12 protein-coding genes are annotated in these 20,356 nt (G+C 71.9%); 4 read left to right on the top strand and 8 right to left on the bottom strand.

The features are described from left to right. The first annotated feature begins 78 nt into the window (after positions 1-78). Positions 79-993, top strand: a complete 915-nt coding sequence (locus ACLIRP_RS03800) for a metallophosphoesterase (protein ID WP_412062632.1) — start codon at positions 79-81, stop codon at positions 991-993. Here the strand turns inward: ACLIRP_RS03800 and ACLIRP_RS03795 are convergent. Together ACLIRP_RS03795 and ACLIRP_RS03790 are read right to left on the bottom strand one after the other, a co-directional pair. After that, complete coding sequence (locus ACLIRP_RS03795) at positions 990-3,200, bottom strand: protein kinase domain-containing protein (protein WP_412062631.1); 2,211 nt, start codon at positions 3,198-3,200, stop codon at positions 990-992. The two genes, ACLIRP_RS03800 and ACLIRP_RS03795, sit on opposite strands and share 4 nt — an antisense overlap. A gap of 2 nt (positions 3,201-3,202) precedes the next feature. After that, the gene (locus ACLIRP_RS03790) at positions 3,203-3,763 is read right to left on the bottom strand and encodes an ECF-type sigma factor (RefSeq protein ID WP_412062630.1); all 561 of its coding nucleotides are present in this window, start codon (positions 3,761-3,763) and stop codon (positions 3,203-3,205) included. A 181-nt stretch (positions 3,764-3,944) separates the two neighbouring features. Here ACLIRP_RS03790 and ACLIRP_RS03785 point away from each other — a divergent pair, with 181 nt between their 5' ends. Next, positions 3,945-4,652, top strand: coding sequence for a helix-turn-helix domain-containing protein (locus tag ACLIRP_RS03785; RefSeq protein ID WP_412062629.1), 708 nt, complete (start codon positions 3,945-3,947; stop codon positions 4,650-4,652). A gap of 211 nt (positions 4,653-4,863) precedes the next feature. Next, entirely contained in the window at positions 4,864-8,556 is a 3,693-nt protein-coding gene (locus tag ACLIRP_RS03780) for an immunoglobulin-like domain-containing protein (RefSeq protein WP_412062628.1), read from the top strand. A 146-nt stretch (positions 8,557-8,702) separates the two neighbouring features. Here the strand turns inward: ACLIRP_RS03780 and ACLIRP_RS03775 are convergent, their stop codons facing one another. The 6 genes from ACLIRP_RS03775 to ACLIRP_RS03750 all read right to left on the bottom strand — a co-directional run bounded on the left by ACLIRP_RS03775 (position 8,703) and on the right by ACLIRP_RS03750 (position 18,647). After that, positions 8,703-10,292: an AbgT family transporter gene (locus ACLIRP_RS03775; protein WP_412062627.1), complete on the bottom strand. Its 1,590-nt coding sequence runs from the start codon at positions 10,290-10,292 to the stop codon at positions 8,703-8,705. 149 nt (positions 10,293-10,441) lie between these two features. Continuing rightward, positions 10,442-11,635 (bottom strand): thiolase family protein, encoded by a 1,194-nt coding sequence (locus ACLIRP_RS03770; RefSeq protein WP_412062626.1) that lies wholly within the window; start codon positions 11,633-11,635, stop codon positions 10,442-10,444. A 91-nt stretch (positions 11,636-11,726) separates the two neighbouring features. Next, entirely contained in the window at positions 11,727-14,141 is a 2,415-nt protein-coding gene (locus tag ACLIRP_RS03765; RefSeq protein ID WP_412062625.1) for a 3-hydroxyacyl-CoA dehydrogenase/enoyl-CoA hydratase family protein, read from the bottom strand. Between the two features lie 86 nt (positions 14,142-14,227). Then, a complete protein-coding gene (locus tag ACLIRP_RS03760) occupies positions 14,228-15,619 on the bottom strand; it encodes an acyl-CoA dehydrogenase family protein (RefSeq protein WP_412062624.1) in 1,392 nt (463 codons plus the stop codon). A 190-nt stretch (positions 15,620-15,809) separates the two neighbouring features. Next, positions 15,810-17,690, bottom strand: coding sequence for an AMP-dependent synthetase/ligase (locus tag ACLIRP_RS03755; protein WP_412062623.1), 1,881 nt, complete (start codon positions 17,688-17,690; stop codon positions 15,810-15,812). A 330-nt stretch (positions 17,691-18,020) separates the two neighbouring features. Continuing rightward, complete coding sequence (locus ACLIRP_RS03750; protein WP_412062622.1) at positions 18,021-18,647, bottom strand: TetR/AcrR family transcriptional regulator; 627 nt, start codon at positions 18,645-18,647, stop codon at positions 18,021-18,023. Between the two features lie 242 nt (positions 18,648-18,889). Here ACLIRP_RS03750 and pepT point away from each other — a divergent pair, with 242 nt between their 5' ends. Beyond that, entirely contained in the window at positions 18,890-20,203 is a 1,314-nt protein-coding gene (pepT, locus tag ACLIRP_RS03745; protein WP_412062621.1) for a peptidase T, read from the top strand. Positions 20,204-20,356: the final 153 nt, after the last annotated feature.

Here is a 20,356-nt window from a genome sequence, read left to right as displayed (position 1 = left end):
CACCCCAATCCAGACTCAGGCGATCCCGGACCCCCCGTTTTGTGTATGGCCTATGCTCTCTCCCCTTCCTCCCCCGCCATGTTGCGTGCCCTCGGCGTCGTCGCCCTGTTCCTGATGCTCCTTGTCGCCTACGGCGTGGCCATCGAGCCCCGGCTCCTGCTCGACGAGCAGGCCATCGAGGCGGAGGTGCCCGGGCTACCGACCGGGTGGGACGGCCAGACCCTCGCGCTCGTCGCCGACTTCCAAACCGGGATGTGGCTCGACAACAGCGGGATGGTGCAGACGGCGGTCGGCCGCGCCATCGAGGAGCGCGCCGCGCTGGCGCTGATCGGGGGCGACTTCGTGTACCAGCCCGATTCGGCGACCGTCCGCGAGGCCGTCTCGTACGTCCGCCCGCTCGTCGCCGCCGGGATCCCGACGGTCGCCGTGCTCGGCAACCACGACTACTCGCTGATGAAGAAGGACAGCGCCGAGCGCCCGCCGATGGCGGAGTACCTCGCCGCCCAGCTTCGCGAGGCGGGCGTGACGGTGCTAGAGAACGACGCGGTCGCCGTCGAGGCGGCGAACGGCGACCCGCTGTGGGTGGCGGGCGTGGGCTCCGTCTGGGCCGAGAACGCCGCGCCCGCCGCCGCGCTGGCGGCCGTCCCCGCCGGGGCGCCCCGCGTGTGGCTGATGCACAACGCCGAGGCGTTCCGCGAGGTCGCCGCCGACGAGGCGCCGCTGGCGCTGGCGGCCCACTCGCACGGCGGCCAGATCCGCCTGCCCGGGACCGGCACGTGGAGCTGGCTCGACGTCGTCCGCCCCGGCGAGGTGGTCGCCGACGGCTGGGCGGCCGACTCGATCGGCGCGCCCGGTAACCGGCTCTACGTCAACCGCGGCATCGGCTTCTCGACCGTCCCCGTCCGGATCCGCTGCCGGCCCGAGCTCACGCTCGTGACGCTGCGCGCGGCCGGGGGCACCCTCCCCGACCGCGGCCCGACGGCCTCGCGCTAGCCACGCACGGCCCGCGCCGAGTCGAGGGCCGCCTGGAGTTGACGGGCCGTCTGCCACGCCGACCCCTCGCCGTCGACCGCCGACGGGTCGATGGCGGAGACCGTCGCCTGTGCCTCGCGGAGCCGGCCCCGCTGCAAGAGGACCGACGCGAGCGACAGCCGGCTCTCGACGGTGTACGGGTGAGACGTCCCGAGCGCCCGCTCGTTGATCCGCAGTCCCCGGCGAATGACGTCCTCGGCCTGCCCGAGGCGCTTCCGAGCGACCAGAACCTCGCCGAGCAACGTCATGGCGTGCGCCGTCTCGATGTGGCCGGGCCCGTACAGCGCCTCGTCGCGGGCGAGGGTTTCCCTGGCGACCGGCTCGGCCTCGTCGGTGCGCCCGGCCGCCAGCAGCGACGAGGCGAGCTCGTAGAGCGCCAACACGCGCGATTCCTCGTCCAGCGCCCCCGCCATCTCGAGCGCCGCCTCGGCTGTCGCCACGGCCTCGCCGTGACGGCCCTGCTCGCGCTGGATCCACGAGACGTCCCGGAGCACTCGGAACCGGAAGGCGGCGGCCTGCGGCCCGTCTCCAGCGCTCGCCGACGCCGACTCAAACTGGCGGAGCGCGTCGTCGTAGCGGCCGGTGGCCCCACGCGCGCGGCCGAGCCCGTACCGCGCCTTCGCCAGCGCCAGCGGCGTCGCTCCCGACCCGCTCAGCGCCCGGACCGCCTCGGCGTACAGGGTGTCCGCGCCGTGGTAGTCCCCCCACTGCGCGTGGACGTGGGCGAACACGCAGAGCAGGTCGCCGCGGAGCTCGTCGGAGGCGAGGGTTCGGACCCGCCCGACAGCCGCGTCCAACGCCTCTCGGAGCGTGACCTCCCGGCCGTCGGTGACGTACGGATCGGCGTCGGCGAACACGCCCGCCAGCAGGTCGGCCGCCTCGTCCGCCAGGGCCTCCGACGCCCGCGACTGGTCGAGCGCCTCGCGCTCGGCCTGGAGCGAGACCAGGGACACCACGAGCGCGGCCACGAGCGCGACGAGCGCGACAAGCGCCCCCGAAACGGCGGACCGGTGCCGACGGGCAAACCGGCCGACGACGTAGGCCACGGAGTCGGGGCGGGCCTCGACGGGCCGGCCGGCCAGGTGGCGGTCGAGGTCGTCGGCCAGGTCGGCCGCGCTGGCGTAGCGCCGGGCGGGGTCGGGGTGGAGCGCCTTGAGGCAGATGGTGTCGAGGTCCCCGCGCAACGCGCGCGAGCGAGCGAGCGCCTCCGGCGCCGCGCCGCCGCCGGGCCGAGCCACCCGGCTCGACGGCCGCGTCGGCTCGGACGTGGAGGGGCCGGCCGTCGACGTGTCGGCGTGCGGCCGGCAGCCCGTCAGCAGCTCGTAGAGGAGGGCCCCGAGCCCGTACACGTCGGCCGCCGTCGTGACGGCCGCCGCCGGCTCGTACAGCTCGGGCGCGGCGTACGCGGGCGTGAGCAGGCGCATCCCGGTCCGGGTGAGCGGGAACGTGCCAGACTCCTCGCCCGAGGCGTCGAGCAGCTTGGCGATCCCGAAGTCGAGCACGACCGGTCGGGGCGCCCCGTCGCGCTCGGTGACGAACACGTTCGAGGGCTTGAGGTCGCGGTGGACCACGAACCGGCGGTGCGCGTGGTCGACGGCCCGGGCCACCTCGGCGAGCAGCCGGGCCCGGTCGGGGACGCCGAGGCCGCGGGCGTCGGCCCACGCCGTGATCGGGGCGCCGTCGACGAACTCGGTGACGAGGTAGGGCACGCCGTCGTCGGTCTCGCCGCCCCCGATGAGGCGGGCGATGCCGGGGTGGTCGAGCGCCGCCAGCAGGTCGCGCTCGCGGCGGAGCCGGGCGGCCACGTCGGCGCCGGCGAGCGCGAGCGATTGGCGGACGACCTTGAGCGCGACCGTCCGCTCGAAGGCGCCGTCGGCGCGGTGCGCCCGGTAGACGCGGCCCATCCCGCCCTCTCCCACCAGCGCCCCGATCCGGTACGGGCCCACCCGTTCCCCGCCGAAGACGTCGGGCGCCGCGAGCGACGCCAGCGCCGCCTCGGGGTGGTCGAGCACCGGGTCGTCCGCGAGCGCGTCGCGGAGCAGCGGCTCGACGGCCGCCCGCGTGGCCGCGTCCAGCGTGGCCACATACGCGTCTCGAGCCGGGCCGTCGAGGTCGAGGGCGTGGCAGAGCGCAGCGTCGACGCGCGCCCAGGTCGAGGGCAGTTCCATCGCTACACCAGGAGGGCTCGAAGGTGGGCCTTGGCGCGGGCCCAGTCGCGCGCCACCGTCCGCTCGCTGACGCCCATCGCCTCGGCGATCTCGACGATCTCGAGCCCGGCGAAAAAGCGGAGTTCGACGACCTGCGCCAACCGCGCGTCCTTCGCCGCCAGCCGGCCCAGCGCAGCGTCCACGGCGAGCGCCCGATCCGCAGCGGCGCGATCGTCGGCGGCGGCGTGGTCGCCCAGCGTCTCGTCGCGGTGCTCGCCCCCCCGCTTGCGGGCGGTCCGCCGGCGGGCCCGGTCGGTGAGGACCTGGCGCATCGCGCGGGAGACGAGCGCGACGAAGTGGGCCTGGTCCGTCCACGTCGGGTCGCCGGCGGCCACCTTGAGGTAGGCCTCGTGCACGAGCTCCGTGCCCGAGATCGTCACGCCCCCCCACTCGCCGCTGACGTGGCCGGCCGACGTCCGGCAGAGCTCGGCGTACATCCGCTCGAACAACGCCGAGACGGCGTTGGGCTCCGGGTCGGAAAGCGGGCGCGGCGGGGTCGGCAGGGGCTCGCTGGGACGGAGCAACGACAGGTGGGCACGCCGATACTAACGCTGCAATTGTGAGCCCGCCACTGCGGGCGCCGACCGCGCTCTGCGAGCCCGGCGCCCCCAATCGGCCCCTCGTGTATCTACCGGAGATTGGGGGCGTCGTGGCAGGTGGGACTGGCGAACTACGCAGTTGGTATCGACGCACCCCTCCGCCCCGTTGATCGCTGCTCCCGACTCCGTCTCTGTTCCGCCTGCCCCGCAGCCGCCGGCCGTCACGCTCGTCGTGGGCACGCGGCTCGCCGCCGCGCTGCGCCCCGGGCTCCCGCCGGGGCTGCCCGTCGAAGTCGCGCCCCACCGCGCGGCGGGCGAGGCCGCGGCCCAGGCGCTCCGCCCGACGTTGGTGGTCGCCCAGACCTGGTTGCCCGACGGCACCGGCGGCGATCTGGCGGCGGCGCTCGCCCAGGCCGCCTGCACGGCCCACATCCCGGTGATCGTGGCCTCGGCCTCCGACACGGTCCCCGAATGGCTGGCGGCGGTCGTCCGGGCTGAGGCCTGGTCGGGCGCGCCCGCCCGGCGCCCCGCCCGGCGCCCCGCCCGCACGACGCCCGACGCCGCGTTTCTCGGCGACGTGTTCGAGGCGGCCCTGCGGGGCCTCGGCGCCGCCGACTTCGGCGCTCGTGCGCTCGCCGACGCCGTCGGCCTGAGCCCCCGCCAGTTCCGCCGCCGGTTGGCGGACACCTCGGACGAGACGCCCGCGGGGCTCCTCCGCCGGCTCCGCCTGGAGCGGGCCGCGGCGCTTCTCGCCGACCGCTCGCGGAGCGTCAAGGAGGTCGCCTACCTCACCGGGTTCGCCAGCGACTCCGGGTTCCGGTCCGCGTTCCGGGCGGCCTATGGCCTGTCCCCACAGCAGTACCGCGGCCGGTAACGACACCGGGAACCCGTACGCCGGCGCCAGAGCCAGCTCGGTGCCCAAACGGTCGGATGTCCGATCAGCGGCGGAGAATGTCCGGTGGGCGGCGGTCATTCTCCAGTCCCATACCCCCTCTGCCCCAGATGTTCCTGGTGTGCCACTCTGCACAAGGACGTGTCCCTGGCTCGGGACATCTCCCACTCATTCACTCCAGGCTCACGACCTCATGAGACACTTGCGATCCGCGCTCTTCCTCGCGCTCCCCCTCCTCCTCGGCGCCCTCGCGGCGGCGCCGGCCGAGGCCTCCCACTTCCGCTACGGCAACGTCTCGTACCGCACCGTTTCCGGCAACACCGTCGAGTTCAAGATCCAGCAGGCCTGGCGGTACTCGGCCTTCAACACGCCGGTAGGCGGAACGACATTCACGACCTCGTTCTTCAGGTTCGGTGACGGGTCCGCCCAGGTCCCGGTCCAACTCCGTGTCACGGCGGTGGACACCCAGGCGGACTGGCTGTTCGGCGAGATGACCGTCCGGTACACCTACCCTGGGACCGGCCCCTACACGGCGTACTTCGACAGCTGTTGCCGGATCTCGCTTGGCAACGGGGGAGGCAGCTTCAACCTCCGGACCCTCGTGACGCCTGGCAACAACTCGCCGACCGTCGCGCTCCAGCCGATCGTCAACCTCGAGGAAAACACGCCCGCCGCGCGGTTCACGGTCCCGGTCTCTGACTCGGATGGCCTCGGGACCATCCGGTTCCGGGCGGCGACCTCCGCTGACCTCGGCGGCGGGGTGTCCCCGCTCAGTGGGTTCTCCGTCGACGCCACCACCGGCGAGGTCACGATGAACACCACGGGCCTCGCGCGCCGGCTCTACGGCGCTGGTGTCGTCGTCGAGGAAGTCACGGGGTCGAACCAGGTGATCTCTCGCTCGACCGTCGACTTTCTCATCAACGTCATCCCGAAGACGTCCAACGTGGCGCCGGCGTTCGACTACGCCGTCACGCCGGCCGCCGGCTCGGCCATCCAGGTCCGGCCGGGGCAGCCGGTCGTGTTCGACGTGCGGGCGACGGACGCGGACCTGGGCGACAACATCCGCCTGAGCGCCGCGGGCCTCCCGCCCAACGCGTCGCTGAGCCCGGGGCTCCCCGCCAGCGGCAACCCCGTCGCGTCCCGGTTCACGTGGACTCCGACGACGGCCGAGCTCGGCACGTCTGTCGTCCAGTTCACCGCCCAGGACAACATCGGTGTCCAGACTTCGACCGCGGTCACCATCCAGGTCAGCCAAGCGCCGGAGTTCGTCGGCGCCACGCCGGCCGACAACGCCCGGATCGACGTCGAGCCCGGCCAGTCGGTCTCGTTCCCGGTCGAGATCGCTGATGCCGACCCCGACGACCAGGTACGCTTCCTCCAGGTCAACGGCCTGCCGGCCGGGGCCTCGTTCGGGTCGCTCCCGTCGGCCTTCGGCAACCCGGTCGCCCGGACGTTCTCGTGGACGCCGACGGCAGCGGACGCCGGCCCGACGCTGATCGAGTTCGTCGCGGACGACCTCAACGGCGACCGCTCGACCCGCCGGATCACCGTGTTCGTCAACGCCCGCCCGGTCCTGGCGACGAACGCCGGGCTCACGCTCGTCGAGTTGACGACCGAGCCGATCACGACGGCCGAGCTCGAGGTGACCGACGCCGACCACGGCCCGGCCGACCTGACCTTCGCCCTGGTCACGTACCCGACGGAGGGCCAGCTGGCGCTCGGCGGAACGGGCCTCGGCACCGGGTCGACCTTCACCCAGGCCGACATCGACGCCGGCCTGCTCACGTATGAGGCCGGCCACGTCCACGACGGCGCGTCCGACGCGTTCGACGCCATGGTCACCGACGGGGCCGGCGCCCAGCTCGGGCCGGTCACGTTCACGTTCACGATCCTGCCAGCCAACCGGCCGCCCGTCGCCGACGGCGGACCGGACCAGACGCTTGAGGCGACGGACCCGGCCGGCACGCCGGTCACGCTCACGAGCGGCTCGACCGACCCCGACGGCGACGACCTCAAGCTCCACTGGATCCGCGTCCTGACCGACGGGACCGAAGAGCACCTCGCCCACGGCGCCGAGGTGACGCTGGCGTTCCCCGTCGGCACGCACACTCTGATCCACCGGGCCGAGGAGCTCACGAGCGGCGGCGTCCCCGTCGGCACGGGCACCGGGCACGGCAGCGGGGCCGGGCTGACCGACGACGACGAGGTCGTCGTCACCATCGTCGACACGACGGCCCCGGCCCTCGCGCTCGTCGGGGCCGACGCCCTGACGCTCGAGTGCCCGGCGACCTTCGAGGACCCCGGCACGACGGTCTCCGACAACGGCGACGCCGCCCCGACGGTCTCCGTCGCCGGCACGGTCGGGTCCGGGCTCGGCACCTACACGCTGACCTACACGGCCACCGACGCGTTCGGCAACACGTCTGGCGCGCTGGTGCGCACGGTCGACGTCGTCGACACGACGGCGCCGCTCGTGACCGTGCTGGGGGCCGCCGCGGTCGAGCACGTCCGGTTCTCGGGCGCCTTCGCCGACCCCGGCGCGACGGCCGACGACGCCTGCGACGGGGCGCTCGCGACGACCGTCTCGGGCACCGTCGACACCACGGTCCCCGGCAGCTACGTCCTGACGTACTCGACGACCGACGCCTCGGGCAACGCCGCCTCGGCGACCCGCACCGTCACCGTCGTCGACGACGCGGCAGCGGTGGCCTCGGCCTACCTCATCCTGGCCGAGCGCGACGTCAAGATCGACGGGCAGGTCCGGACCGAGGGGGCCGTCCACTCGAACGACAAGCTCGAGCTTAAGAAGGGCCTCCGCGGCGCCGAGGGCCCGAGCCTCCACGTCGGCGACCTCACGTCGGCCGACGACCTCAAGGTCCACGACGACCAGCGGGTCGACGGCGACGTGACGGCCCCCGACGTCGACATCAAGCGCGACGCGGTCGTGACCGGGACCGTCACCGAGGCGGCCGTCGCCCGCGTCGAGCTCCCGGCCGTGTCCGTCCTCGCCGGCGGCGCGGACGTCCGGGTCGCCGACCGCGCCACGCAGGCGCTGGCGCCGGGCTCCTACGGGAAGCTCCGGGTCGGCCGCGACGCCGTGCTCACCCTGGCCTCGGGCGCGTACGCCTTCGAGGAGATCAAGGTCGAACAGGGCGGCCGGATCGAGGCCGTGCTCGCGACGGGCCCGGTCATGGTCGAGGTCGAGGACAAGTTCGAGGTCAAGAAGGGCGGCGCGGTCAGCCCCATGCCCTTCGGCGAGGCCGACGCCCGCTACCTCACGTTCCGCGTGGCCGACGGCCACGTCGAGTTCGAGGACGGCACCGCCGTCGCGGCTCAGATCGTGGCGCCGGAGTCCCACGTCCGTCTCAAGAAGGGGGCCCGGTTCGTCGGCGTCCTCGTCGGCGAGAAGGTCGACCTCGACGACGGCGTGACGGCCCTCTTCGCGACGGCCCTCTCGGCCGTTCCGGAGGCGGCGATGCTGGCCGGGAACGCCGCCGACGGCGAGTTGGCGACCGACGCCGCGACCGAGTCGGCCGACGGTCCGACGGAGGCCGACGAGCGCGAGACGGCGGCGACGCCCGAGGCGGCCGTCGCGCCGACGGCCGCGGCCACCGTGGCAGCGCCGGAGGCGCTCACGCTCGGGACGGCGTACCCGAACCCGGCCCGCGACCGGGCGACCCTGCGCCTCGGCCTCCCCGAGGCCGGGCCGCTCTCGGTCGTCGTATACGACGTGCGGGGCCGGGAGGTCGCCGCAACGCGTGGCACGGCCGAGGCCGGGTGGCACGCGTCGACGCTCGACGTGGCCGCTCTCCCGTCCGGGGTCTACGTCGTGCGCGTGACGGCCGGCACGGAGGTCGCGACGACGCGGCTGACGGTCGTGCGCTAGTCCGACCCGCCGCCCGCCGCCATGGTGGGCAGCCGGGCGACGACAGACGACGGCGGGGCCGCTCTCTTCGGAGGGCGGCCCCGCCGTCTGTTTCGTCGTGTCGCGAGCGGCCCGGACTCGATGCGAGCGCCAGCCCCCCCTGTCGACTAGGGCGCGACCGGCGCGCCGGGCAGGACATAGTCGACCGTCGCGCCCGGCCCGAGGGGGATGTCGAAGGCCACCCAGGCGCCCACGAGCACCAGCCCGACAATCATCAGCCCGAACGAGTACGGCACCATCAGCGCGGCCAGGCTCCCGAGCCCGAACCCCTTCTGCCACCGCTGGCAGAAGATCAGGATGAGCGGGAAGTACACCATCAGCGGCGTGATGATGTTGGTGGCCCCGTCGCCGACGCGGTAGGCGGCCGTCGTCATCTCCGGGCTGATGCCGACCAGCATCAGCATCGGGACGAGCACGGGCGCCAGCAGGGCCCACTTGGCGCTCGCCGACCCGACGAACAGGTTGATCAGGCCCGTGAACAGCACGATCAGCATCAGCAGGATCGGCGTCGGGAGCGCCATCTGCTCCAGGCCATTCGCGCCGTGGACCGCCACGATCAGCCCCAGGTTCGACCAGTTGAACATGGCCACGAAGTGCGCCGCCACGAACGCCAGCACCAGGTAGTACGCCAGGTCCTCCATCGCCCCGGACATCATCTTGACGATGTCGCGGTGGCTTTTGACGACCCCGACGGCCGCGCCGTAGACCCACCCCGCCGCCAGGAACAGCACGAAAAAGCCGGCCACGAGCGACCGGTAGAACGGCGACAGGCGCGCCTCGGGCGTCGCCGCCTCGTCGATCAGCGGCGTGCCCGGGCCCAGGGTGAAGAACGCCCACACCGCTACGACAGCCAGCGATGCGAGCCCGGCCCACCGCAGGCCCTTCTTCTCGTCGGCCGTGATCTCCTGGTCCGGGTCCGGGTCCCCGGCGTGGTCGCCCTCGGGGACGTAGGCGCCCAGGCGCGGCTCGATGATGCGGTCGGTGACGTACCAGATGACCGGGATCGCGACGACGACCATTGAGGCGATGAAGTACCAGTTGCCGGCGATGTTGGCCTGCCACGTCGGCACGATCGTCTCGACGGCCTCCTGGGTGATCCCGAACAGCAGCGCGTCGAGCTGGCCCGGCAGCAGGTTGGCTGAGAACCCGCCCGAGACACCGGCGAACGACGCGGCGATGCCCGCGATGGGGTGGCGCCCGGCGGCGTGGTAGATGACGGCCGCGAGCGGGATCAGCACCACGTAGGCCGCGTCGGCGGCCAGGTTGCCCATCATGGCGACGAGCGCGACGACCGGCGTCAGCAGCAGCGTCGGCGCGTTGCGGACGGCCGCGCGCATGGCGGTCCCGAACAGGCCGGTCCGCTCGGCGACGCCCGCGCCCAGCATCACGACGAGCACGTAGCCGAGCGGGTGGAAGTGCGTGAACGTCGTCGGCATCTCGACCCACAGCCGCTGGATGTTGGCCGCCGACAGCAGGCTCTCGGCCGCGATTAGCAGCGGTGCCCCGTCGTCGCCGAGCGCCGTCGGGTGCAGCGCCGACCAGTCGACCCCGGCCGCGATCAGGCTGATGCCGATCAGCCCCAGGATGAGGTACAGGAACAGGAAGACCGGGTCGGGAAGCCGGTTGCCGACCCGCTCGATCCAGCCGAGGAGGCCGTTCGAGGAGGCGGCGGGGGCGGGCGCGTCGGTGGAGTCCATGCGGGAGGGGTGGAAATGACCGCCCGGAGATTAGCGCCGTCCACCCGCCTTCGGGATCTGCCCTCCCCCAACGCAGCGCGGGCGCCGGAGCTCTCGCCCCGACGCCCACGTCGCTGGGTCCGCCTCGGTGCCGAGGCGGGCGCGGTCGACTACACCATCAGGTTCTCGAAGACGGCCGAGGCGCCCATCCCGCCGCCGATGCACATCGTCACGATCCCGTAGCGGTTGCCGCGCCGCTCCATCTCGTGGAGCAGGGTCGCCGTCAGCTTGGCGCCGGTGCACCCGAGCGGGTGGCCCAGCGAGATCGCCCCGCCGTTGACGTTGACCTTGTCCTTGTCGATGCCCAGCTCGCGGATGATGGCGAGCGACTGGCTGGCGAACGCCTCGTTGAGCTCGATGAGGTCGATGTCTTTGAGGTCCATCCCGACCTGCTTCAAGACCTTTGGGATCGACTTCATAGGCCCGATGCCCATGATCTCCGGCGGCACGCCGGCCACGGCGAACCCGAGCATCTTGGCGCGCGGCGTGACCCCGAGGTCGTCGACGAGCTTTTTGGACAGGATGATGGTCGCCGCGGCGCCGTCGTTCATCTGCGACGAGTTGCCGGCCGTGACCGACCCGCCGACCTTGAACGCCGGGCGCAGGCGCGCGAGCGCCTCGGCGGAGGTGTCCGCGCGGGGCCCCTCGTCGGTCGTGTGCTCGAACGTCCGCGTGGTCGCGGTCTTGGTCTCGGGGTCATACGTCGTCTCCTCGACCGGGACGGGGACCGTCTCGGCGTCGAACCGGCCGGACTCGATGGCGTCGAGCGCGCGGCGGTGGCTCTCGACGGCGAAGGCGTCCTGGTCCTCGCGGCTCACGTCGAACTGGCTCGCGACGTTCTCGGCCGTGATGCCCATCGAGGCGTAGAACTCGGGGTCGTCGACCGCCAGCTGGGGGTCGGGCGCGAAGTAGAACCCGCCCATCGGCACGCTCGACATCGACTCGACGCCGCCGGCGATGATGCAGTCGGCCTGCCCCATGGCGACCGAGTTGTAGCCCTGGGCGATGGTCTGGACGCCCGACGAGCAGAAGCGGTTGACGGTCACGCCCGGCACGGAGTCGGGCAGCTTGGCCTTCTGGACGATGGCCCGGGCCATGTTCATGCCCTGGGGCCCCTCGGGGAAGGCGCACCCCAGGACGACGTCGTCGATCAGCTCGTGGTCGAGACCGGGGACGCGGGCGATCGCGCCGTTGAGGGCGACCGCGCCCAAGTGCTCGGGGCGGACGTTGCGGAGCGCGCCGCGGTTCGCCTTCCCGACCGGCGTGCGGACGGAGGCGACGATATAGGCTTCGTTGATTTGCATGTCAGTAGAGGGATGGGGGGATGGGGGACGGAGGGATGCGGGCCGAGGGCGGGCGCTCTGCCCCTCCCTCGATCCCGCATGCCGGATCCCTCTAGTTCCTCAGGGGCTTGTTGGTGGTCAGGATGCTCTGGATGCGGGCCATCGTCTTCTCCTCGCCCAGGAGCGACAGGAAGACCTCGCGCTCGAGCTCGAGCAGGTAGTCCTCGTGGACCTCGGCCGGGGCGGTGAGATCACCGCCGGTCATCACCCAGGCCAGGCGCGAGCCGAGGTAGTGGTCGTACGCGGAGACGTAGCCGCCCTCCTCGAACTGGTGGAGCGCAATCTCGAACTGGGCCCGGCCCGGCGCGCCGAGCACGGGGATCGCCGAGCGGACCGCCGGCGGGCGGTAGCCCTGCTCGCTGAGCCGGGTGACCTCGGCCTTGGCGACGTGGAACCGCCGCGCGTCGTTCATCACGATGATGGCGTTGTCGTCGATAAAGTTCTTGTCGCGCGCCTCGAACGCCGAGGTCGCCACGTTCGCCATGGCGATCGTCTCGAAGTGCTGGCGCAGGAACGGCTGGATCTCGCTCGGTCGATCCTGGTCGGCCGCCAGCTCGGCGGCGCGCGCCGCCATCATGGTCGTGCCGCCGCCGGCCGGGATGAGGCCCACGCCGAGCTCGACGAGCCCGATGTAGGTCTCGGCCGCGAGCACGGGGTGCGGGCACGCCATCGTCATCTCGCAGCCGCCGCCGAGCACGCGCTGGTGCGTCGTGACGACGACCGGCTTGGTCGCGTAGCGGATCTTGAAGACGGCCTCCTGGAATGTGGCGATGAACGGCTCCAGGTCGCTCACCTCGCCCATCATCAGGGCCATCGCGACCTCGCCGAGGTTGGCGCCGACGGAGAAGTTGGACCCCTCGTTGCCGATGATCATCCCGCGCAGGTCGCGGTCGTCCTCGACCTTCTGGATCGCCTCCATCACGCCCGTGATGACCTCGGAGCCCAGGCTGTTGGACTTCGAGCGGAACTCGAAGAGGGCGACCCCATCCCCCACGTCGAGAAGGGCCGCGTCGCTGTTTTCCCACAGCGTGTTGTTCGCGTCCTCCTTGAGGTACGTCAGCCCCCACTCGTCGGCCGGGCGGGGGTCGCTCTGGTAGCGGCCGGTGCCCGGCGTCCACACCTCGGGGACGCCCGACTCGGTGTCGCGGTAGAAGCCCTGGACCGGGACGTCGGCGACCCAGGCCGGGACGGGGATCTCGGCGTCGTCGAGCGCGTCGCGGACGGCGTCGATGCCGAGCGCGTCCCACATCTGGTAGGGGCCCATCTCCCAGCCGAAGCCCCACTGCAGGGCGCGGTCGAGGTTGGCGGGGCTGTCCGAAATCTCGGGCGTGCGCCGCGCCGTGTAGCCGATGAGGTCGAGCGTGGTGTCGCGGAAAAACTGGCCCGCGCGGCCGGTGTCGGCCCACAGGTTGCGCAGGGTCTCGGCAAGCGAGCCGCCGCGGAACGACTTCGGGTCGAACCCGAGCTCGGCGGCGTCCTCGTACTCGCCCGTCACCGCGTTGAAGCTCTTGATCGCCTTGCCCTCCTTCTTGTAGAACCCAGCCTTCGACTTGGCACCGAGGTGCTTGAGGTCGACGAGCCGCTGGAGGACGTCCGGGACCTGGAAGCGGTCGCGGGACTCGTCGTCCGGGATCGCCTCATAGAGGTTGGCCGTCACGTGGCGCAACGTGTCGAGCCCGACGACGTCGGCGGTGCGGAACGTGGCGCTCTTGGCGTGGCCGATCAACGTGCCCGTCAGCGCGTCGATCTCCTCGATCGAGTACCCGTTCTTCTCGTACTGCTCGACGGCGCCCAGCATCGCGTACGTCCCGATCCGGTTGCCGATAAAGTTGGGCGTGTCCTTCGCCATCACGATCCCCTTGCCGAGGTGGACGCGGGCGAAGGCGGTGACGCGGGCCACGACCTCGGGGTCGGTGTCGGGCGTCGGGATGACCTCGAACAGCTTGAGGTAGCGCGGCGGGTTGAAAAAGTGCGTGCCGAGGAAGCGCGCCTTGAAGCCGTCGCCCAGGTCCTCCGACATCTCGGCGATCGGCAGGCCCGAGGTGTTCGACGAGATCACGGCCGTGTCGCTGGCGGCTTTTTCGATCCGCGCGAGCACGTCCTTTTTGATGTCCATCCGCTCGATGACCACCTCAATCACCCACTCGGCGTCGCCGATCTTGTCGAAGTCGTCGTCGAAGTTGCCGAGCGTGATCCGCTTCTGGGCGGCCGGCGTCATGAACGGCGCCGGCTTCATCTTGGTGGCCGCCTTGAAGGCGCCCTCCACCAGATCGTTTTTCTTACCCTCGCGGCCGATCGACTCGGGCGTCACGTCGAGCAGGAGCACCTCCAGCCCGGCGTTCGCGAGGTGGGCGGCGATCTGACTGCCCATCACGCCCGCGCCGACGACGGCGGCGGTGCGGAAGGGGCGGTAGGCCCACGCGGGGGCTTGCGCGGTGGCGTTGGAGTCGAGGGTCGGGGTTTCCATCGGAGGGGTGGAAGGGTGGAAAGTGGAAGGTGGACTGTTTGGGCGGGCGTCTGAACGTTCAACGCCGCACCTTCAACGTTCCACGACTAGACGAAGGCGCTAAGGCCGGTGACGTGGCGGCCGACGATGAGGGAGTTGATCTCGTTCGTGCCCTCGTACGAGTAGATGGCCTCGGTGTCGGCGAAGGCGCGGGCGACGTGGTTCTCGATCAGGATGCCGTTGCCGCCGTGGAGGTCGCGCGCCAGCGCCACCACCTCGCGGCACCGGGCGGCGGTAAAGACCTTCGCCAGCGAGGCCTGGGCGTCGGTCATCTCGCCGGCGTCCTGGAGCTGGCTCAGGCGCAGGCACATCGTCTGGAGCGCCGTCACGTTCCCCAGCATGTGGACCAGCTTGTCCTGGATGAGCTGGAACTCGGCGATCGGGCGGCCAAACTGCATCCGCGTCGTGGCGTACTGCTGGCTCTTCTCGTAGGCGCCCATCGCGCAGCCGACGGCCTGCCACGCGACGCCCGCTCGCGTCAGCTTGAGGACTTCGGCGACGTCCGCGAACCCGTCGCACTTCTGCAGGCGGTCGGACTCCGGCACGCGGCAGTCGGTGAGCGTGATGAGCCCGTTCTCGACGGCGCGGAGGGCGATCTTGCCGCGGATCTTCTCGACGCTGTAGCCGGGGTTCTCCTTCGGCCGGACGATGAAGCCCTTGACGGCGCCGTCGGCCTCGTCGCGTGCCCAGATCACGACCAGGTCGGCGAAGGTGGCATTCCCGATCCACTTTTTCTGGCCGTTCAAGATCCAGCCGTCGCCGTCGCGCCGGGCGGTCGTCTGGACGCCCCGGCTGATGGCGCTGCCCACATGCGGTTCGGTCAGCCCGAAGGCGCCGATCTTGTCCCAGGCGCGCATCTGAGGCAGCCACTCGGCCTTCTGCTCGTCGCTCCCGCAGACCAAGAGCGACTGCATCGCCAGCCCGGAGTGGACGCCGAAGAAGGTCGCCGTCGACACGTCGATGCGGGCGAGCTCCATCGTCAGGAGCCCCTCCATGACGGAGCCGTTCGGCTCGCGCGTCTCAAGGTCCTCGCCGTAGATCGGCATCAGGAGGTCCAGCTTGCGGAAGCCCGGCACGAGGACGTCGAGCGGCGTCCGGTCGCCGAGCCACGCCTCGTTGATGATGGGCTCGACCTCGGCCTCCATGAACGCCCGGAGCTCGGCCATCTTCTGGCGCTGCTCCTCTGAGATCAGGCCGTCGATGTCGAAAAAGTCGCCGTTCGGCGCAGGCGGGTCGTAGGTGGGCCGCGGCGGGCGCGGCGCCGACTTGGCGACGGCGCCGTACGACGCGGCGACGGCGGCCTCGTCGAGGCCACTGTACGCCGCCGCCAGCTTGTCGAGGTCGACGCCGCGGGCGCGCAAGGCGGAGAGCGCGTCGGGCGCGGCGCCGTCGCCGCCGGCCGGGGCGTCGTGGGCGGTGTCGGGCGTCGGGGTCTCCATGGCGGTCGTGGCGGCGGGTGTCGGTTAACACTGTTAAGCGGGACAGGTTCGCCCGCCGAGTGTTGGATGCCTCCCGGGTGGCGGCGTTCCGTGAAGCCCGCCCGCCCGGCCGCCACGACGCACGGACGGCCCGAGCGCTGGCGCCCGGGCCGTCCGTTACATCGATTCATCGATCCGGGGCGGATGGCCGCTAGGCCACCACGGCCACCGTCTTGCCCTGGTCCACCGACGCCGTGTACATCGCGTCGATCGAGTCGCTGTACTCCTTGTTGACGGCGCCGCGCTTGACCTTCATGGTCGGCGTCAGCATCTCGTTCTCGACCGTCATCGTCTCGGGGACGAGCCGGAAGCGCTGGACCTGGCTCCACTTGTCCATCCCCTGGTTCGCCTCGGCGACGAGCCGCTCGAACTCGGCGTGGACCGCCGGGTCCTTCAGGAGCGCCTCGCCCGTGGCGGTGATCCCGTTCTGCTTGGCCCAGACCGGCAGCGCCTCCATGTTCGGGAAGATGAGCGCCGTGCAGAACTTCTGGGAGTTGCCGACCACGACGGCCTGCTCGATGAGCGCGCTCTCGGTCAGCGTGTTCTCGATCGGCTGCGGGATGACGTACTTGCCCGTCGACAGCTTGAAAAGGGCCTTTTTGCGGTCGGTGATCTTGAGGAACCCGTCGGGCGTGAACTCGCCGATGTCGCCGGTGTGGAACCAGCCGTCGTCGTCCATCACCTCGGCCGTCTTGTCGGGCTGCTTGTAGTAGCCCATCATCGTGTTCGGCCCGCGCGACAGGATCTCGCCGTCCTCGGCGATCGCGACCTCGACGCCAGCGATCGGCTGGCCGACCGTGCCGGCCCGGTTCTCGGTCGGCGTGTTCATGGTGATGATCGGGCTCGTCTCGGTCAGCCCGTAGCCCTGGACGATCGGGATGCCGAAGGCCGTGAACGACTGGGCCAGGTCGGCGCGGAGCGCGGCGCCGCCGGTCGCGACGGTCTTGACGCGCGTCAGGCCCAGCTTCTCTCGGAGCTTGGAGTACACCAGCTTGTCGGCCAGGGCGTGCTTCCAACCGGGGACGCCGCCGTCGGACTTGGCGAGGTCGTAGTCGCGCGCCAGCCCGAGCGCCCAGCTGCCGATCTTGTGCTTGAGGCCGGTCGCCTCCGAGACGCCCAGCGAGACCTTGTCGTAGACCTTCTCGAGCACGCGCGGGACGGTCGAGAACATCGTCGGGCGGACCTCGGCGAGGTGGGCGACGAGCTGGTCGGGGTTCGTGAAGTACAGCGACTGGCCCCAGGCGACGTGGCCGATGGTCAGCGTCCGCGCGAAGATGTGGGTCATCGGGAGGAACGTCAGGATCGTCTCCTCCTGGTTGCCGAGCGCGCCCAATGTCGGCAGGCCGGCGAGCACGTTCGACGAGATGTTCTGGTGCGACAGCATGACGCCCTTGGGCATGCCGGTCGTGCCCGAGGTGTAGATCAGCGTCGCCAGCTCCGTCGCCTCGCTCTGGTCTCGGAGCTCGTCGGGCCGGTTCGGCGCGGCCTTGAGCGCCTCCCGTCCCTCGGCGCGGAGCGCGTCGGCGGTCTTGAGCGTGACGCCGTCGGGGAGCCCGGCCCCGGCGCCCGTGCCCTCGAACAGGACGACCAGCTTGACGTCCGGCACCTGCGCCGCCCACCCGGCGAAGTTGGCCAGCATCTCCTCGTTCGTCACGAACATGGCCTTCGCCTCGGCGTGCTGCGTTACGTAGACCAGGTTGTCCGGCGCGTACGTCGTGTACAGCGGCGCGTTGACGATCCCGGCGATCTGGGTCGCGAAGTCGGCCAGGACGAAGTGGAGGTCGCTGTCCATGAAGAAGGCGACGTGGTCCCGGCGGCTCAGCCCGTTCTCGAGCAGCCCCAGCGCGAGCTCGTCGGCGGCCGTCTTGAGCTCGGCATTCGACATCGTCCGCCAGCCGGTCTCGGTCGGCTGGTTGAAGGCCTTCGCGTTCGGGTACTTCTCGACGGCGTCGTCGAGGAGCTGAGGGATCGTCTTTCCGAGGACGACCTCGCCCTTCGTGGTGGGCGCGGCGGTATGAATCTGGAGGGCCATGGGCGGGGGGTGGAGGAGCGGGGCGGTCCGGGGAACGAGTGTGAAGCTAAACGGAAGCGTCCGGTTCCGGCGATCCCTGAGGGCGGGGGACGAAATCCCCCTAGCGGCCTCTGCTGGCGTCCGGCGTCGCTCGCGCTGGCGAACTGCTCGGCAGACCCCCCGCCAGCCCGCGCATCGCTCCGCTCAGCGCGCGGTCTGGCTGTCCCCCTTGGCAAGGGGGACAGCTTGGACGCGCCACGCCAGCCCTGCTCGGCTTGCGATCCTTACGTGCGTCCGAGCGGGGGGTCTGCCGGGCACCGCTCCTCCTTGCCCTCCCGCCAGCAGGCTCTGCTACGCCCCCACCCCGAACGGCCGGAGCGCCTGGCGCACGCCCGCGTCCACCAGCTCCTCGCCCGCGATCCGCACGTCGACGCGGCGCGCGAGGTGAAGCGACACCAGCCCGTGCAGCGCCGTCCACAGGACCGCCGAGGCGACGTCCGGGTCCGACGGCGACCGCAAGCTCCCGTCGGCGACGCCGTCCGCCAGCGCCGTCCCGAAGCGCTGGACGTTGCGCCGCGCGCGGCGGTAGTCCTCGACGGGGTACCGCGCCATCCGCTCGGGGTGGAGCTGGAACATCACCTCGTAGTACTCGGGATTGTCGAGCCCGAACTGGACGTAGGCGCGCGACAGCGCGTCGAGCCGGTCGGCCGGCGCGGTGTGGCCGGCCTCGGCGGCCTCGAGCGCGGCGTGGAGCCGGTCCATCCCCTCGGAGATCAGCGCGTGCGTGAGGGCGTCCTTGTTGTCGAAGTGGAGGTAGATGCTCGTCGCGCTGCACCCCACGGAGCCGGCGATCTTGCGCATCGACAGCGCTTCGTAGCCGCTGACGACGAGGAGGTGCCGGGCGTGCTCGAGGATGAGCCGCCGCAAGTCGCCGGAGGTCTCGGCACGGGCGGGCGGGGCGATCGGGGCGTCGGGCACGGTGGACGGCGGGGCGGGCCGGGAAGCTAGCGGCAGGGCGGGACGGAGAAGAGGGGTGGAGGAGCGGAAGAGACGAGGAGGAGAGGCGGCGCCCGACGAGACACCCTCTGCTGGCGACCGAGCCGCGCCAGTGCGACCCCTGATTCTCACGACCCGCCACGCCGAGCGGAGCCGATCTCCGACCGCCGGCCCGACCCTATCCTCTTCTCCTCTATTCCTCCCCTCCTCGTCTCCTCGGCCCGATGCCTCTCCCCTGGCGCGACGTCGCCGCCCTCCCCCCCGTCGTCGCCCGCTTCTGCCGCTACGCCGAGGTGTGGACGACCTCCGACCCGGCCTCCGACTCCGTCCCCTCGACTGACCGCCAGCTGGCGCTGTCTCGGATGCTCGTCGAGGAGCTGACCGCGCTCAACGTGGCCGCCGAGCTCGACGCGCACGGCTACGTCTACGCCGACCTTCCCGCGCCGACGCCGGTCGACGGCCTGCCCGTCGTCGGGCTGTGCGCCCACGTCGACACGTCGCCCGACGCGCCGGGCGAGAACGTCCGCCCCCACCTCCACCCCGCCTACGACGGCGGCCCCGTCGCCTTCCCCGGCGACCCGGACCTCGTCCTCGACCCCGCCCGCCAGCCGGCGCTCTCCGCCCACGTCGGCCACGACTTGATCACCAGCGACGGGACGACGCTCCTCGGCTCCGACGACAAGGCGGGCGTGGCCATCGTCATGCAGCTCGCGGAGGACTTGGTGCGCGACGAGGCCGACGCCGTCGCGCGCGGCGAGCGCCCGGCCCCGCGCCCCCACCTCCGGCTGCTGTTCACGCCCGACGAGGAGATCGCGCGCGGGACCGACCACGTCGACCTCGACCGCTGGGGCGCCGACCTCGCCTACACGCTCGACGGCAGCGGGACCGACACGCTCAACGTGGAGACCTTCCACGCGGCCGAGGCCGTGTTCGCGATCGAGGGCGTCGGCGTGCACCCCGGCTATGCCCGGGGCGTGCTCGTGAACGCGGCCAAGATCGCGGCCGAGATCGTGACAGCACTGGCCGACGACCCGGCCCCGGAGACGACGGCGGGGCGCGAGGGCTATCTCCACCCCCACACCATCGAGGCCACGACGGAAGCGGCGACGGTCCACGTCCTGCTCCGCGACTTCGACGCCGACGGGCTCGACGCCAAGCGCGCGCGCGTCGAGGCGCTGGCGCGCGAGGCCGGCGACCGGCACCCGACCGCGACCGTCTCCGTGACCGTCACCGACAGCTACCGCAACATGCGCGAGGCCATCGAGGCGGCCGACCCGCGCACGATCTCGGTCGCCCTCGCGGCGGGCGAGGCGATCGGGGCGACGCTCGCGCTGGAGCCGATCCGCGGCGGCACCGACGGCGCCCGGCTGACCCAGCTCGGCGTCCCGACGCCGAACGTGTTCACGGGCGGGCACGACTTCCACAGCCGCGCCGAGTGGAACTCGGTCCAGAACCTGGAGCGGGCCCTCGCCTACACGCACGCGCTCGTGCGGCGGTGGGGGGCCGAGGTCGGCGACCCTGCTGGCGGGGTGGGGTGAGCGGGTCACGTGGTCGATTCTCCCGGTGGACAAGAACGGGTCCGGAGTAAGCCCTGGAAGCGGTACATACCCGGGATCACGAGTCCCGTATACTGACGGATCTCGCTCTTACCCCGGACCCCGGGTCCGGTGAAGTACTGGTTCTGCTGCCTT

Origin of the sequence: Rubrivirga halophila (assembly GCF_046845755.1) — a bacterium.
Lineage (GTDB): Bacteria > Bacteroidota > Rhodothermia > Rhodothermales > Rubricoccaceae > Rubrivirga.
Note: the sequence above shows the minus strand (reverse complement) of the source record. Positions and strands in the feature narration are given on the sequence as shown.